General features: G+C 56.2%; 12 protein-coding genes and 1 pseudogene. 4 read left to right on the top strand and 9 right to left on the bottom strand.

Going from position 1 to position 14,727, the window contains the following annotated elements:
- Positions 1-64: 64 nt before the first annotated feature.
- Complete coding sequence (locus QMG93_RS17595) at positions 65-1,231, bottom strand: branched-chain amino acid ABC transporter substrate-binding protein (protein WP_281938652.1); 1,167 nt, start codon at positions 1,229-1,231, stop codon at positions 65-67.
- An 888-nt stretch (positions 1,232-2,119) separates the two neighbouring features.
- On the opposite strand from QMG93_RS17595, the gene QMG93_RS17590 reads away from it, so the two are divergent.
- Complete coding sequence (locus tag QMG93_RS17590) at positions 2,120-3,862, top strand: sigma-54 interaction domain-containing protein (RefSeq protein WP_281938650.1); 1,743 nt, start codon at positions 2,120-2,122, stop codon at positions 3,860-3,862.
- 88 nt (positions 3,863-3,950) lie between these two features.
- Here QMG93_RS17590 and QMG93_RS17585 read toward each other — a convergent pair whose 3' ends face one another.
- From QMG93_RS17585 to QMG93_RS17575, 3 genes are read right to left on the bottom strand one after another with little or no spacing between them, the layout of a single operon-like run.
- Entirely contained in the window at positions 3,951-4,646 is a 696-nt protein-coding gene (locus tag QMG93_RS17585; protein ID WP_281938648.1) for a YggS family pyridoxal phosphate-dependent enzyme, read from the bottom strand.
- 46 nt (positions 4,647-4,692) lie between these two features.
- On the bottom strand, positions 4,693-5,910 hold the full coding sequence (locus QMG93_RS17580; RefSeq protein ID WP_281938647.1) for a cysteine desulfurase: 1,218 nt from the start codon (positions 5,908-5,910) through the stop codon (positions 4,693-4,695).
- A 20-nt stretch (positions 5,911-5,930) separates the two neighbouring features.
- On the bottom strand, positions 5,931-7,400 hold the full coding sequence (locus QMG93_RS17575) for an aminotransferase class I/II-fold pyridoxal phosphate-dependent enzyme (protein ID WP_281938837.1): 1,470 nt from the start codon (positions 7,398-7,400) through the stop codon (positions 5,931-5,933).
- Positions 7,401-7,646: 246 nt separating this feature from the next.
- On the opposite strand from QMG93_RS17575, the gene cysK reads away from it, so the two are divergent.
- The gene (cysK, locus tag QMG93_RS17570) at positions 7,647-8,585 is read left to right on the top strand and encodes a cysteine synthase A (RefSeq protein WP_281938645.1); all 939 of its coding nucleotides are present in this window, start codon (positions 7,647-7,649) and stop codon (positions 8,583-8,585) included.
- 84 nt (positions 8,586-8,669) lie between these two features.
- Here cysK and QMG93_RS17565 read toward each other — a convergent pair whose 3' ends face one another.
- Complete coding sequence (locus QMG93_RS17565) at positions 8,670-9,095, bottom strand: universal stress protein (protein WP_281938643.1); 426 nt, start codon at positions 9,093-9,095, stop codon at positions 8,670-8,672.
- A gap of 252 nt (positions 9,096-9,347) precedes the next feature.
- Here QMG93_RS17565 and QMG93_RS17560 point away from each other — a divergent pair, with 252 nt between their 5' ends.
- Positions 9,348-10,292 (top strand): MBL fold metallo-hydrolase, encoded by a 945-nt coding sequence (locus tag QMG93_RS17560; RefSeq protein ID WP_281938642.1) that lies wholly within the window; start codon positions 9,348-9,350, stop codon positions 10,290-10,292.
- A 26-nt stretch (positions 10,293-10,318) separates the two neighbouring features.
- Here QMG93_RS17560 and QMG93_RS17555 read toward each other — a convergent pair whose 3' ends face one another.
- The 3 genes from QMG93_RS17555 to QMG93_RS17545 form a co-directional block, all read right to left on the bottom strand.
- The gene (locus QMG93_RS17555) at positions 10,319-11,305 is read right to left on the bottom strand and encodes a glycosyltransferase (protein ID WP_281938641.1); all 987 of its coding nucleotides are present in this window, start codon (positions 11,303-11,305) and stop codon (positions 10,319-10,321) included.
- 79 nt (positions 11,306-11,384) lie between these two features.
- Complete coding sequence (locus QMG93_RS17550) at positions 11,385-11,852, bottom strand: polysaccharide deacetylase family protein (RefSeq protein WP_281938835.1); 468 nt, start codon at positions 11,850-11,852, stop codon at positions 11,385-11,387.
- Positions 11,853-11,864: 12 nt separating this feature from the next.
- The gene (locus QMG93_RS17545; protein WP_281938640.1) at positions 11,865-12,851 is read right to left on the bottom strand and encodes a glycosyltransferase; all 987 of its coding nucleotides are present in this window, start codon (positions 12,849-12,851) and stop codon (positions 11,865-11,867) included.
- A 59-nt stretch (positions 12,852-12,910) separates the two neighbouring features.
- On the opposite strand from QMG93_RS17545, the pseudogene QMG93_RS35400 reads away from it, so the two are divergent.
- Positions 12,911-13,330: pseudogene (locus QMG93_RS35400) on the top strand (polysaccharide deacetylase family protein); the annotation flags it as partial.
- Positions 13,331-13,529: 199 nt separating this feature from the next.
- On the opposite strand, the gene QMG93_RS35395 reads toward QMG93_RS35400, so the two are convergent.
- The gene (locus tag QMG93_RS35395) at positions 13,530-13,994 is read right to left on the bottom strand and encodes a glycosyltransferase (protein WP_413789306.1); all 465 of its coding nucleotides are present in this window, start codon (positions 13,992-13,994) and stop codon (positions 13,530-13,532) included.
- Positions 13,995-14,727 lie beyond the last annotated feature (733 nt).

Here is a 14,727-nt window from a genome sequence, read left to right as displayed (position 1 = left end):
CCTTTTCGAAAAGATACGCGGCACGATCTTCACATGCCGCGCGTTCAAGTTTCAAGGTTCAGGCTTACTTCGAAGGAGCAAATGTGCCTTCTTTGACTTGCAGTACGACAAAGTTGGACTTCGTCAACGTGCCTTGCGGGGTAAAGGAAACTTGTCCGGTGAGCGTTTTTACATCGGTTTTGGCCAGGGCTTCGGTAATCGCCTTCTTGTCGGTAGAGCCGGCGCGCTTGATGGCATCGGCTATCACCTTGATTCCGTCGTATTGCAGAGCAGAGTACGGACCCGGCTCCTGGGAGAACTTGCCTTTATAATCATCGAGGAACTTCTTGGCGTCCGGCAGGAATTCCGCCGTCGGACTGTTGGTGATGAACGTGCCTTCAGCCGCATCTTTACCGGCAATGTCGATCAGCATCTTGTCGTTTGCTCCGTCGCCGACTCCGATGATGCCGGAAACGCCTTGCTGCTTGAACTGCTTAATGAACAGGCCTCCGCCCTTGTAGTACGCCGTCCAGTACGTCGCGTCCGGCTGCGCTTGCTTCAGCTTGGAAACCAGCGAGGAGAAGTCTGTTTCGTCCGGGTTCACGGCGTCGAATACGACGACTTTCGCGCCCGCGCTCTCCACCTGCTTCTTCGTCACTTCCGCCAAGTCTTTGGCGAAAGCGGAGTTATCGTGAATAATCGCAATTTTTTTCGCTTGTTTTTGGTTGACCATATACTCCGTCGCCATTTGCGCCTGGTGCACCCCGGTGCCGTTGATCATGAAAATTTCCGGAAATTTCTGATCGGCGATTTTTTGCGAGTTGGCCGCTGTAATAACCGTCGGGATACCGTTTTGATGGAATACGCCGGTGGCCGGGATCGCCGCGCCGGAGCAGTACCCGCCGACGACGGCGGTTACGCCTTCGGATACGAGCTTGTTGGCGGCAGCCGTAGCCGTCTGCGGATCGCAAGCGTCGTCTTGGGCGACAAGCTTGATCTTGCTGCCGTTAATCCCGCCGGCGGCGTTGATCTCGTTGGCCGCCAACTCCGCCGCCTGCTTCATGTCCTGACCCATTTTGGCCTCGTTGCCGCTTAACGCGAACATCATCCCGATTTTAATTTCCTTGCCCGAGGCCGCCCCATCCGTCGAACCTGCTGCAGAATTCGCTCCGTCGGAATTCCCTCCACATGCCGTAAGCGCTAACATTCCCAAGATAACGGTTGCAATTCCAATCGAAGTTTGCTTTTTCATCGTTCTAAACGACCTCCCGAGATTTCATCTTTATGAAGCAACCGCTTTCACAAACCAACTGTAACGAATACGTTTCTCTTTTTATCTATCGTGTTCTTCGTTAGGTCGATCGTGGCTGTTTCGCAGCAATTCGCGCCGCGAACGAAGCGGATAAAGCAACAATGGGCAATAAGCGTGAATAGATAGTTGATTTGATAGCAGGTTGTTCAACAGACGGAGTGTAATAATTTATTACGCGCATGGAGTTTCGAATCTGATGAATGGACGTTTAACTAATCTTGTTGGGTCACCGTCGTCTTTCGGACGGCATGAGGAGCTTGAGCCGATGCGTTGAAGATGCGAGACTTTACCAAAACTTGACCTTTTCTTTATGAAAAGACATCGTTCCACAAAAAGTGTTATTTCCTCCCCTTTTCAGTGTCAAATTTGCTTACACAGCCGATTATACACACGCGTTTTCATTTTGTACATACTTTTGACAAAAAAAGTTTCGATGCTTGCTTTTATGTTCAAAAATGAACATATGTTGCATGAAAAATAATCCAAACGGCCGCTTGCATTCAGTTGTAACCCGTTCTTTTTCATGTTAAATTTAATTTTGAACACTCCCACCACCTGCGCTAATGGCGCTGAGGTGGGGGATTCTTGCGAACAGAGAAGCATCCTTCTCTTCTTGAGCAAGCGATCCCTGCGGTTCCCGCAGTTCAGTTGGCCTTCGCCAACAAACGCAGTCCTTCTTGCAAGATGCGAGCATCTACCTCCTTTGGTGATTTCATGACAATTATAGCACATATGTTCTCATGTATACACAAGAGATGCTGATTCATCTCTCCCTTATCGAAGAGGGAATCTTCTCAGCTTAACGATAAAACTCTTGCGAGGCTGCCTATGTTCAATGCTGAACAATTACCTATTCATCGACAACTGCATATGCTTCCTCTTCGTTCGACAATCGGCGAAATTTCGACACACTTGCATCAGAACGCCGCTGTCTGCATCCTGAAGGATAACGGCGCTTACTTGTTTACATCCGGGGACCTTTGGCTTTTCGAGCACGGGCCCGACAAAACGCTCGACGAATTGCCCGGCAGCCCGAATTTGCTGTCATCCGTTCTCCCCTATTCGGAAGCCGCCGCCGGGAACTATGAATGCTTCATGCGGCTGCCTGCCGCGACCCAGCGGCCTGTCGTTTTCCGGGAAGCGGACGGCACCGTGGTCGGCTACAGTTATATGGCCGAGCTGTTAGCATTCGTTTATAAAGAACAGCAGCGGCTTGCCTCCTACTTCTTCACGCTGGCCGAAACGGTAACCGATGCGGTCACGGTCGTCGACCAAACCGGTACGGTGATCTGCTGGAATACCGTCGCCGAAGAGACGTACGGCATCGCCAAGAAAGATATTTTGGGAAGACGCATCGGCGAGCATTTCCAGCCGGAAGCGCTTATGGTGCTCCGGATGCTGGACGAGGGCAGGATGATCCGGAATACGTATCACCGCCCGCGTCCCGGCAATCACGTGCTCGTTAACGCTTCTCCCGTTGTGGATTATAACGGCCATATTATCGGCGGGATTGCCACGGAGCAGGACATCACCCAATTGGTCCGTCTGAACGACGAGCTTTCTTCGACCCATATGGCACGCTTTGACGAGCAGACGAGCCAGGAGGACCCCTTTTCCTTCATCAAGGGCAAAGGCGAGCTGATCGGCAATGCGATCCGGCTGGCGCGAAAAGTGGCCGGGGCCGAAAATCCTTTGCTGGTCATTGGGGAAGCCGGTGTCGGCAAGGAACAGCTTGCCCAGGTGATCCATCAAGCCAGCCCGCGGGCCGACAAGCCGTTCATGACGCTGCATTGCGGTTCCGTTCCGACCGGATTGCTGGAAACGGAGCTTTTCGGCTTTCAGGGGGGCGCCTTCTCGGGAAATCCGACCGGCAGCGCCGGTAAATTGGAATTGGCCGATCAAGGCACGCTGTTCCTGAACGAGATCGACCGGCTGCCGCTCGACATTCAAGCGAAGCTGTCGCAGTATATTCAGACGCAAACGGTCGTCCGGACGGGCGGGACCGTGCCCATTCCGGTGCATGCCCGCATCATCGCGGCAACCGATCAGGATCTCCAGAAGATGGTTGAAAAGCAGCTGTTCCGGTCCGATTTATATTACGCGCTGAACGTCATTTCCATCGCGCTGCCCGCGCTTCGCGAGCGAAAGGAAGACATCCCTTCGCTTGTTCAAACGTTCGTCAGACAATTCGCGCTGCAGTATCAAAAGCCGGTTCCGCAGCTCGATCCCGAGGTCATGCTCGCGTTCTCCAATTATGATTGGCCGGGGAATATTAACGAGCTGATGAGCGTCGTGGAGCGATGCCTGATTCTCAGCGAAAACGAACGCATTACGATGACCAATCTCCCTCCGCATTTGCAAAAGGAGCAGCCGCACTTGGACAAGCCCAAAGCGGAGCAGCCTGACCAGCAGCTGCGAATATTGAAAACGCGGAATACCGAGGAAGAGGAAAAATCGTTAATCGAAGACGCCTTGGCCAAGACGCTCGGCAACAAGAGCGCCGCAGCCAAGCTGCTGGGCATTTCCCGGGGTACCCTGTACAACAAGATGAAGGAGCTTCATTTGGGATAACCCGGCCACCGGCTGAAAAATAATAGCGGCAACCTCCGAGGGCATGACAATGCCGCCCTGCGGGGTTGCCGCTTTTGCCGTTTTTGCGTCAGGCTTGGTCTTCCTGCCTATACAGGACGGAGCCGAGTCTGAGCCAGGTAGCGCCTTCTTCAATCGCCACTTCAAAATCGCTGGACATGCCCATTGACAAGTGCCGGACTTCGTACCCGAGCGCGCCCGCTTCGTTCAGCTCGTCGCGAAGCCGCCGCAGCCCGCGGAATACGGGCCGGGCCGCTTCGGCATCCCGGTCCAGCGGAGCCATCGTCATCAAGCCGACCACTTGCACGGCGTCCAGCTTGGACATCTGCCGCGCGAACGGAACAAGCTCCTCCGGCGGCAGGCCGTATTTGCTCTCTTCCCCGGACACGTTCACTTGAATGAAGCAGCGGACCGGTTCGCCTAAAATGTCCGCTTTTCGCTGAATTTCCGTCGCCAGCGACATCCGGTCGAGCGAATGGATATACGCGAACTTGCCGACGACGTCCTTCACTTTGTTCGTTTGCAGATGGCCGATAAAATGCCAGATGCCTTGACCTCCCAGCGCCTCCCATTTCGGCTGCGCGTGCTGCCAGCGGTTTTCGCCGATGTGCGTCATCCCGAGCTGCAGCATCTTCGCCGTCAAATCGGCGGAGCCGTATTTCGTGACGGCGATGATCCCGACGTCCTCCCGGCGCCGGCCCGCGCGAAGGCAAGCAGCCTGAATGCGGCGTTCGACCGCGGCCAAATTAGACGATATGTCGTCCATCGACTGTCCACTCCTTCCCCATGGATTCCACCGTTTGCCTTCGCCGCTAATCCGCAAAATACGCCTTGGCCCGGTACAGCCCTTCCGCCAGCCGGTCGACTTCCTCTTCCGTATTGTAGGCAAAAAAGCTCGCTCGGGCGGTCGCTTGCGCCCCGAGCCGTCTCATCAGCGGCTGGCAGCAATGATGCCCCGCCCGTACGGCCACCCCGTACGCATCCAGCGCCGTCGCCAAGTCGTGAGGGTGAATGCCGTCCAGGTTAAAGGTCACCATCCCGATGCGCCCCTCCGTCGGGCCATAGATCGTCAGGCCTTCGATTCGCTTCATCCGGGCGACGGCATAAGCGGTCAGCTCCAGATCGTGCTTCTCGATCGCATCCATGCCGATTTGCTCCAAAACGTCGATCGCCGCGCCCAGGCCCACCGCTCCGGCAATGATCGGCGTGCCTGCTTCGAACTTCCACGGCGCCTCCTTCCACGTCGCTTCCCGCAGATCGACATGGCCGATCATCTCGCCGCCGAATTCGACCGGCTCCATCGCCGACAGCAGCGCCCTTTTCCCGTACAGCACGCCGATGCCGGTCGGACCGCACATCTTATGTCCGGAGAACGCATAGAAGTCACAATCCATCTCCTGCACGTCCACTTTCCCGTGCGCGACCGCCTGCGCTCCGTCGACGAGCAGCTTCGCCCCGCACCGGCGCGCAATCTCGGCGATCCCTTTGACCGGATTGACGGCGCCGAGCACGTTGGAGATATGGGAGACGGCGACGATTTTCGTCCGGGAAGTCACTGTTCTCGCCACGTCCTCCAGCGAGAGGGTGCCGTCCTCCTGCAGCGGAATATAGTTCAATGCCGCCCCTGTCGCCTTGGCCGCCTGCTGCCATGGGATGAGGTTGGCGTGATGCTCCATCGGCGTCAGGACGATCTCGTCCCCTTCCCTGCATATCGCCCTCGCGTAACCGGCGGCGACCAGATTAATGCTCGCCGTCGTCCCGCGGGTAAAGACGATTTCCCCCTCCGAGGCGGCATTCACAAAACGCGCAACCTTGGCGCGCGCCCCCTCGTACGCTTCGGTCGCCCGCGAGCCAAGGGTGTGCACCCCGCGATGCACATTCGCGTTGTCCCATTCGTAGAAGCGCTTCAGCGCTTCGATGACTTGAACCGGCTTCTGCGCCGAAGCCGCGCTGTCCAAATACGTCAGCGGATACCCGTTCACCTGCTGCTTCAAGATCGGAAACCATTCGCGCAAGGCCGAAACGTTCATCCGGCTCCCCTCCTTTTCCTTTAAAAAATCGCGTTCGCTTCGACGATGACCTTGACCTCGCGCAGCGTCAAATCCTCCGGTCCCTTCACCGGAAGCCCGACCTCCAGATGGTCGGCGATATAATCGATATGCCGCTCACCGATCACTTCCCCGGGAAGCAGAATCGGGATGCCCGGCGGGTACACGTAGATCGATTCCGCGATGATGCGGCCGGCCGATTCCCGAAACGGAATCTTCTCCGTATCCCCGTAGAACGCATCCCGCGGCGTTAACGAGAGCTGGGGAATATCCGGCAGACGGATGTCGCGCTCCGCCGCTTGGCTCCCGCTGCCCCGTTCCCTGGCAAGCTCCTCCAGCGACCGCAGCAGCACGGCAATCGATTCCTCCGTGTCCGCCGGGGTGATCAGGCACAGGATGTTGTACAGGTCGCTTAGCTCCACCTCCAGATTGTGCCGATCCCGCAGCCGATTTTCCGCTTCGTACCCTGTCATGCCGAGCCCCCGTACATGGATCGTCAGCTTGGTCGGGTCGAAATCGTATGCCGTCTCCGTCCACAAAATCTCCTCGCCGAAGCAGAACAGCCCGGGAATCTCGTTAATTTTCCGCCGGGCCTCCTGGGCCAGCCGAATGGTCCGTTCGGCCATTTCCCTCCCGCGTGTGGCGAGATTTTTGCGGGCGGCATCAAGCGATGCGAGCAGGATGTACGAGGTCGACGTCGTGGTCAGCATGCTGAACAGCGTCTGCGCCCGCTTGACCGAGACGAGCCCTTCCCGCACATGCAGCAGGGAGCTCTGCGTCAGCGAGCCGCCGAGCTTGTGCATGCTGGTCGCCGCCATATCGGCTCCCGCCTGCATCGCCGACATGGGCAGCTTGTCGTGAAAATGGAGCAGCGCCCCGTGCGCTTCGTCCACCAGCACCGGAATGCGGTAGCGGTGGGCCGTCTCGACCATCGCCTGCAGATTCGTGCAGACGCCGAAATAGGTCGGATTGATCACAAGCACCGCTTTGACGTCCGGATGCATCTCAATCGCTTTTTTCACCGAGCGGACGGAAATCCCGTGGTCGATCCCAAGCTTCTTGTCCCGCTCCGGGGACACGAATACCGGCTTGGCCCCGGAAAAGATGATGGCGGACAAAATCGATTTATGCAGATTGCGCGGAACGATGATTTTGTCCCCCGGACCGCAGACGGTCATAATCATGGTCATAATGGCGCCGCTCGTGCCCTGTACCGAGAACAGCGTATAATCCGCCCCGAAGGCAAGCGCCGCTAATCGCTGCGCCTCCCCGATGACGCCCGTCGGCTGGTGCAAATCGTCCAGCGGCGCAATATTGATCAGATCGATGGACAAGGCGTTGTCGCCGATAAACGATTTAAAGCCGCTTTCCATCCCCTCCCCTTTTTTGTGCCCGGGGATATGAAATTGGTGCGGCTGTCTTTGCGCATGCTCCAGCAAGGCGGAAAACAGCGGCGTACGCTGATGATCGATCATGAAGATTCCCTTTCTTTCTCTCTGGATGATATACTTACGGAGTCCAGTATAAGCCCGCCAAATCTATCGTTCAATTCAATTATTCGTATCATAATCATAGCTTGAACCTATCGTTCAACCGTTTTGTATGCCGCAGCAGCCTTGGCCGTCCGGGTGTTGTTTGACCTCGCGATCATTGTTGCAGTATCATGGTATATTGTAATTAAAAGAATAGGGTTAATCGGAATGAATGGAGGAATACAGATGAGCCGTATCGCGAAAAACTTAACGGATCTGATCGGGAATACCCCTTTGCTGGAATTGTCCAATTATCATAAAAAACAAGAATTAAAAGCGACCCTGCTGGCCAAACTGGAATTTTTTAACCCGGCCGGGAGTGTCAAGGACCGGATCGGCTACGCCATGATCATCGACGCGGAAGAGCGGGGGCTCATTCGCCCGCAGGAGTCCGTCATCATCGAGCCGACAAGCGGCAATACCGGCATTGCCCTCGCTTCCGTAGCGGCGGCCCGGGGCTATAAGCTGATCCTGACCATGCCGGATACGATGAGCCGGGAACGGATCAATCTGCTGAAGGCGCTCGGCGCCGAAGTCGTATTGACGCCGGGCGGCGAAGGGATGCTAGGCGCGATCCGCAAAGCGGACGAGCTGGCGGCGGAAACGCCGCATTCGTTCATCCCCCAGCAGTTTAATAACCCGGCCAATCCGGCGATCCACCGGAAAACAACAGCTGAGGAAATATGGGCGGACACGGACGGCAAAGTCAATATTTTTGTCGCAGGAGTCGGGACCGGCGGAACGGTGACGGGCGTCGGCGAAGTGCTGAAGCGCCACAATCCGGCCGTACGCATCGTTGCGGTGGAGCCGTACGATTCGCCCGTGCTGTCCGGCGGCAAGCCGGGACCTAATCGCATTCAGGGACTGGGCGCGGGCTTCGTGCCGGAAGTGTTCGACCGGTCCATTGTCGACGAGATCGTCAAAGTGCGCACGGACGACGCTTACCGCACCTCCAGACTGCTGGGGCAGCAGGAAGGACTGCTGGTCGGCATGTCGTCGGGCGCTGCAGCCTTCGCCGCTACGGAGCTGGCGATCCGGCCCGAGAACGAGGGGAAAACGATCGTCGTGCTGCTGCCGGATTCGGGCGAGCGGTACTTGTCGACCGACCTGTATCAGGAAGAATAGCTGCGCATCATAAAGAAGACGTACGCGGAACGATCGCCAAAGCGATTGCGGTTCCGGCGCACGTCTTTTTTAATATCAAAAGGCCTATTTGATTACAAGAACGGGAATCCGGGCATGCTGCACGACATGATGGCTCACGCTTCCGAGCACCCATTCGTTGAGGCCGGACAAGCCTCGGCTTCCGATCACGATGAGATCCGCCCCGATCTCCCCTGCATAATCCAGAACGGAGTCCGCGGGCTGGCCTTGCAGCAAGCTGGCTTTCGCGTTCGGAAGCCCAGCGATTTCCCGGTTCGCTTGGTCGATGAGAGATTGCGCATGCTGTATGTACTCTTCTTCATAGCTTCGCGGAGGAGATACGACCGCTTCGCCAATGACGACAACGGGATGATGCAGCACATGGACGACCTCAAGCTTGGCGTTCGACTCTCCCGCCAGCTCTTTCGCTTTGGCCAAGGCTCTTTGGGACAGCTCGGAACCGTCGTAAGCAACCAATAAACTTGTAAACATGGCAACCATCCTTTCGGAAATCGATAGCAGGCAACATCACAAGTATAGCACACCTGACGGACAAATTAGAAAAGCTTGTCCCATTCCCGCCATCGGCTTGACAGCAGAGCCGGAAGCAGGCTACCGTGAAGCCTCTTTATAATTCCGACTATTCCAAAATGATTTGTGTGGTAAGCACGGACCTCTTGTTCTATAATGGATTCAGACCACGATACAAGCTTGCATTTTACACACAGGAAGGGGCTTTTTCGATTGACAGACCTCGCCAGGCACATTCAAGGGCAGGAAAAACTCGTGCCCGATTTTCACGAGCATTTAAAAGTCATTTTACTCGGGACCGGATCGCCGCGGGCGGTTTACGGGGTCGCCAAACCGGGGGTGGCCGTGCTCGCCGGCAGCAAAGTATTTCTCGTCGATTGCGGAGCGGGAACCGTCGGCCAGCTGCTTCTGGCCGGGATCATGCCCCAGCGTATTTCGGACGTGCTTTTTACGCATCACCACAGCGATCACAACTCCGGCTTTTTCGACGTGTTCATCAGCAGTTGGAGAACGCACGTCGTCCCGGGCGCCGTCTACGAGAATCGCACGGTGCCGATGCAGGTGTACGGCCCGGAAACGACCCGGGACATTATCGGTAAAATGGAGGCGTCGTTCGCCTTCGACGTCGATCTGCGAATCAATTACAACAAATCCGCCTCGGGCGGCTCGCGAATCGAGTATCACGAATGCAACGAAGGCGTCGTATACGATCGGGACGGCATCCGGATTACGGCCTTTGAGGTCGACCATCGTCCGGTATACCCGGCCGTCGCCTACAAATTCGAATACAACGGGCAAGCGGCCGTCATCTCGGGAGATACACTTCCGGTAGACAATATGGTTCATTACGCCGAAGGAGCCGACCTGCTCGTTCACGAGGCTTACAACAAGGAATGGCTAGACGCCCTGATTGCCATGTACCCGGAGCAGGCCACAGGCCTCGGCAATCCGGCGAAATACCATACGACGACGCTGCAAGCGGCCGAAATCGCCCGTCAGGCGAACGTCAAGCATCTGCTGCTCACCCACCATATTCCGGCTCCGGCCAAAACGCCGGAAGCGGAAGCGGCCTACATCCGGGGCATGAGCGAGATTTATGGCGGACCGATTACGGTGGGCCGGGATTTGATGGAGGTGGATCTGGGCGAGCCCTTGTGAAAGCCCGAATAAATGCGGCGCCGTTTTCAAGCGCGCTTTAAAATGCCTTGCCTTCTCAGCTCGCGGATCATTTGCAAGGCTCGCTGCTTGTAGGAATGCTTCTTCACGGCCCGCAGTCCGGCTTTGCGGATCCGATCGCGCTGTTCGGGATGATTTAAATAGTAGCGGACCAGCCTCATCGTTTGCTGAGGCGAGGAGGAGACGGCCAGATGTTCGCCGGGCTTAAACAATCGTCTGATCTCCGGCGTATCGCTAGTGAGAAGAAAGCCACCCGAACCGAGAATTTCATACGTGCGCTGCGTCACCTGGGTGAGCTTGTTTTGCAATCCGATATTAATTTTTGCCGAGCTGTATACTTGGTTTGCTTTGGGATAGGGCAAGTAACCGTGAATCCAGCTTTTGGGGATGTGGGTGCCGAGAAACCGCTTCATTTCTCCCCACTTTCTCCCCCAAAAATCGATGCGAATCTTCTGCCGGACAAGAGGGCTGATTAATTTGCGGAGCGATTGCTTGCGGTAATGCTTCGGATACTTGACCAGATTCCGGGGATACGCGTTGGCGACAACGGCGATGCTGCACCGGTATTTGCTGCGGGCTTTGACGGGTCTGTGCACCTTGGGATGATAACCGAAATCCAAGTGTGCGGACCGGATGCCCATCCTCCGGTAATCCTTCACTCGGGAACGGCAAATGGTAAACACAAAATCCGGCTTCACGGCCCGGATATACGGAAGGGTAAAATATTCCGTATGGGTCGGGTCCTCTGTCGCCCAATATACATGCGGAATTCCCGATCTCCCGACATATTTTCGAATCCACTTCCGGTTGTGCTGCCTGTGCTCAGGGGTCCATCCGAGGGAGACAATGAGATGAGGCCGGAAACGGGCAATCTGCGTTTGAAGGCTCCTTGGGGTCAAGGGACCGGATATTTTCACCTGATGTCCCACGTCACGGAAGCCGTTCGGGAGACCGTGAATCCACATCGGATGGCTTTCCAAAAATAATACGCGCATAGTCTGCTCACCTCTTATGGTCGGAATTGGCAGCGAAACAATGCCTTCGATAGGGTACCGAATGTAAAGCCGTTCCGCTTTAAGCTCCGTCCGAATCGACGTTCCAGTCAAAATGCCGGTAGCCTGCCTCTCGCATCCTCTTCACCAGAAGAGGCATCAGCCTCCTGCCTCCATATTTCCGGCTTACCCGGTTATTGGTTCCTCCGGGAAAACGAAGAATAGCCGCCGGTCTCTTCCCCGTAACGCGCACCAGAAACGATTCCAGCCGGCGGAAATCTCTTACATAATCGTCTACCGAACGGTAAATCAAGCGGTAATCGTGCGAAAAGGAATGATTGCCGATCGCGTGGCCTTCCCGTACCATTCTCCTGTACAACCGGATAGCGTACCTCGCCCGATTGCCGACGACAAAAAAGGTCGCCTTCACCTGATGTTGGCGGAGCAGGTCAAGAATAACGCCGGTATTGCGGAACGGCCCGTCGTCAAACGTAAGAAAAGCGACCCTGCTTCTCCCACTTTTTTTCCATCTATTGCTCCCCCCTTTAATGAGAAAACAGGATCAGCGGTTTCCGATAATGCCGCGCCGCCGCAGCACACTTAACAACAACCTCGCCCGGTGCGTATAGCTATGCTTCGCAATCGCCTTTCGGCCCTGCCGCCGGATACGCTCCCGTCCCGCGGCATCCTTCAAGTAACGGCGTACTGCCCGGACGGTTTGCGCCGGTGAAGAAGTCACGGCAACCTCGTATCCCGGCTTCAGCAGCTTTCGGACCCCCGGCGTATCGCAGGTAAGCAAAAATGCTCTCGAGCCCGCAATTTCGTAGGTGCGCTGGGTGACCATGTCCCGGTAATTTTGCAGACCGAGGACGATTTTTGCCGAGCTGTATACCTTGCTTGCGTCCTTGTACGGCAAATAGCCGTGAATCCACTGACGCGGAATGCGCCGCCCCAGATAGCGCTTCATTTTATCCCAATCCCGTCCGTAAAAATCGACGCGGAATCCGTGCTGCAACAAGGGGCGGAGGAGCATCCGGATCGCCTCCCGGCGAAAATGCCCCGGGGCCTTCTGCAGAACCGACGGATAGGCGTTAGCCACGACCGCAATATCGCACGCATATTTTTTCGAAGGCCTCACCCGGCGATGAAGGCTGGGATGAAACCCGAAATCCAGATGAGCGGCGGCGATTCCCAGCTTGCGGAATTTCCGGGCCGTTTTGGCGGAAATCGTAAAGACGTAGTCGGGCCGCATTCTCCGGATGAGCGGAAGAGTGAACGTCTTCGTAAAATGAGGATCTTCCGTAGACCAATAAACGAGCGGGATCCGAGCGGCCTTGGCGTATTTTCGCATCCATATTTGTTTCTTTTTGGTATGGTCCGGCCCCCATCCGACATTGACGATCAGATTCGGACGGAAGGAAGCCAGGATGGCGGGAATGCGGCGCTTCGTCAGCGGTCCGGACATCCGTACGGTATGCCCCAGATCGCGCAGTCCATCCGGCAGACCTCTGGACCAGATCGTTCCGTTCTCGAAAAAGAGAATTCTCATACTCGGGCTCCTTTCGTTGACATCCATCATGACAGACGCACGGTCAGGCTGTCCCCCGCGTGGAATATAGTATTGGTATAAGGAGGGATTCCGTGAAAAACCGCGACCAAGCGATTTATAACATCGAAACCAAGCAAAAACGGGTTGCCTTGACGTTCGATATCGGATGGGGCAGCAAAGTACCGGGTCCTGTGCTCGGTATCTTACGGAAAAAGAAAGTGGCTCAGGCTACCTTTTTCCTTTCCGCTCCATGGGCGGCCCGCCACCCCCGCCTTGCCCACACCATCCGCTCCAGAGGCTATGAGATCGGTTCCCATGGAGACCTGCATGTCAACTATACCGGGCATGGGAACCGGTGGATTCACCGGCAGGTGAAAAAGGCGGAGGGCGTCATCCGGAAGGCAACCGGGGTGAAGCCCGTTCTGTTCCGGCCGCCCAACGGCGATCTGAATGACCGCGTCGTAAGAAAGCTGCGAAGGCTCGGGTACCTGACGGTTCATTGGAGCGTGGATTCGCTGGATTGGAAGAAGCCGGGAGTGAATGCCATCGTACGGCGGGTGCTGAACGCCGTGGGACCGGGAGACATCGTCCTGATGCATGCGAGCGATTCCGCCAGCCAAACGGCGAAGGCCTTGCCGAAAATTATCGACCGCTTACGTGCAAGAGGCTACCGGCTGCTTACCGTATCCAACCTTCTTGCGGGCCGGCCCCGCGTCCATTCCGCAGCCCGGTCCCGCCCCGGCCGCGCTGTAGAATCCCGCGTTTCCTCAACACGCGCAAAATATACTGCGCACGATGCACGTAGGCGTGCGGAGCGGCAGCACGCACCGCGTTGCGGCGTATGCGCTCGCAGGCCCCGGGCTGCCGGGCATATTTCCGGATCAGGCTTCGCGTCATCTTCTCGGAAGAAGTGACGAGAAGATCGCGACCGGGGCGAAACCATCGGCGTATTTCGGGCGTGTCGTTTGTAACGATAAGCCCTCCCGAAGCCAGAATTTCATAAGTGCGTTGGGTGAGGCGGTCCCCCGCATTTTGCGGACAAATGACAAACTTGACCGAGCTATATACCTTGTTCGCTTTCGGATAAGGGATACATCCGCGAATCGATTCTTGGGGGAGGCGCGTTCGGAAAAAGCCTCGCATCTTGTTCCAATAGCGTCCGTACAATGCAACGTCAAGGCCGTTCGCCAAAAACGGGTTGACCAGCGTGCGGAGAGACTTGAACCGGAAATGGCCCGGTTTTTGCCGGTAAAGCTGTATATAGCCGTTGGCCACGAGAGCCGCGGTACTTCGGTATTTCTTGATGGCAGCAACTCGCTTATGGATGCCGGGATCGTAACCGAAATCCAGATGGGCAGCCGGAATGCGCATTTTTCGGTATTCTTTCAGCGTAGGCCGATGAATGGTAAAGACAAAATCGGGCTTAATCCGCCGAACCAAAGGTCTGGAAAACTTCCGGTGATACCCGGGGTCTTCCGTCGCCCAATAAACGAGGGGAACTCCGGACTTCCGGACAGCCTTTGAAATCCGCAGCTGCTTTTCAGCCGTATCATTGGCCGGCGTCCATCCCATGACGATGACAAGATGGGGGCGGAAGAGGTCGATTGCCCGTTTCGTGTTCGCGTCCGGGAAATAAGTTTTGACCTGATGGCCTAGCTGCCGAAACCCGTTAGGCAAACCGTGAACCCACATCGGATGATTTTCCAAAAATAAAATTCGCAAGCGATGCCCCCCTTTCAGAAAGGAACGTATTCCTATCTATGCTATGTAGCACAAGTGCCGGGGTCATGTGCGAACGCCCTTTGGCGCAAAAAAACGCAACCCAAATTTGAACAACGCAAAAATGCCGGCCTCTCCTGATTGAACGGAGAAAACC

The organism is Paenibacillus tyrphae (assembly GCF_027925525.1).
Classification (GTDB): Bacteria; Bacillota; Bacilli; order Paenibacillales; family NBRC-103111; genus Paenibacillus_G; species Paenibacillus_G tyrfis_B.
Note: the sequence above shows the minus strand (reverse complement) of the source record. Positions and strands in the feature narration are given on the sequence as shown.

What these genes read in the sequence shown, in the direction of transcription:
- QMG93_RS17595 (WP_281938652.1), bottom strand. Translation starts at nt 1,231, where the DNA reads ATGAAAAAGCAAACTTCGATTGGAATTGCAACCGTTATCTTGGGAATG.
- QMG93_RS17590 (WP_281938650.1), top strand. Translation starts at nt 2,120, where the DNA reads ATGTTCAATGCTGAACAATTACCTATTCATCGACAACTGCATATGCTT.
- QMG93_RS17585 (WP_281938648.1), bottom strand. Translation starts at nt 4,646, where the DNA reads ATGGACGACATATCGTCTAATTTGGCCGCGGTCGAACGCCGCATTCAG.
- QMG93_RS17580 (WP_281938647.1), bottom strand. Translation starts at nt 5,910, where the DNA reads ATGAACGTTTCGGCCTTGCGCGAATGGTTTCCGATCTTGAAGCAGCAG.
- cysK (WP_281938645.1), top strand. Translation starts at nt 7,647, where the DNA reads ATGAGCCGTATCGCGAAAAACTTAACGGATCTGATCGGGAATACCCCT.
- QMG93_RS17565 (WP_281938643.1), bottom strand. Translation starts at nt 9,095, where the DNA reads ATGTTTACAAGTTTATTGGTTGCTTACGACGGTTCCGAGCTGTCCCAA.
- QMG93_RS17555 (WP_281938641.1), bottom strand. Translation starts at nt 11,305, where the DNA reads ATGCGCGTATTATTTTTGGAAAGCCATCCGATGTGGATTCACGGTCTC.
- QMG93_RS17545 (WP_281938640.1), bottom strand. Translation starts at nt 12,851, where the DNA reads ATGAGAATTCTCTTTTTCGAGAACGGAACGATCTGGTCCAGAGGTCTG.
- QMG93_RS35395 (WP_413789306.1), bottom strand. Translation starts at nt 13,994, where the DNA reads ATGCGAGGCTTTTTCCGAACGCGCCTCCCCCAAGAATCGATTCGCGGA.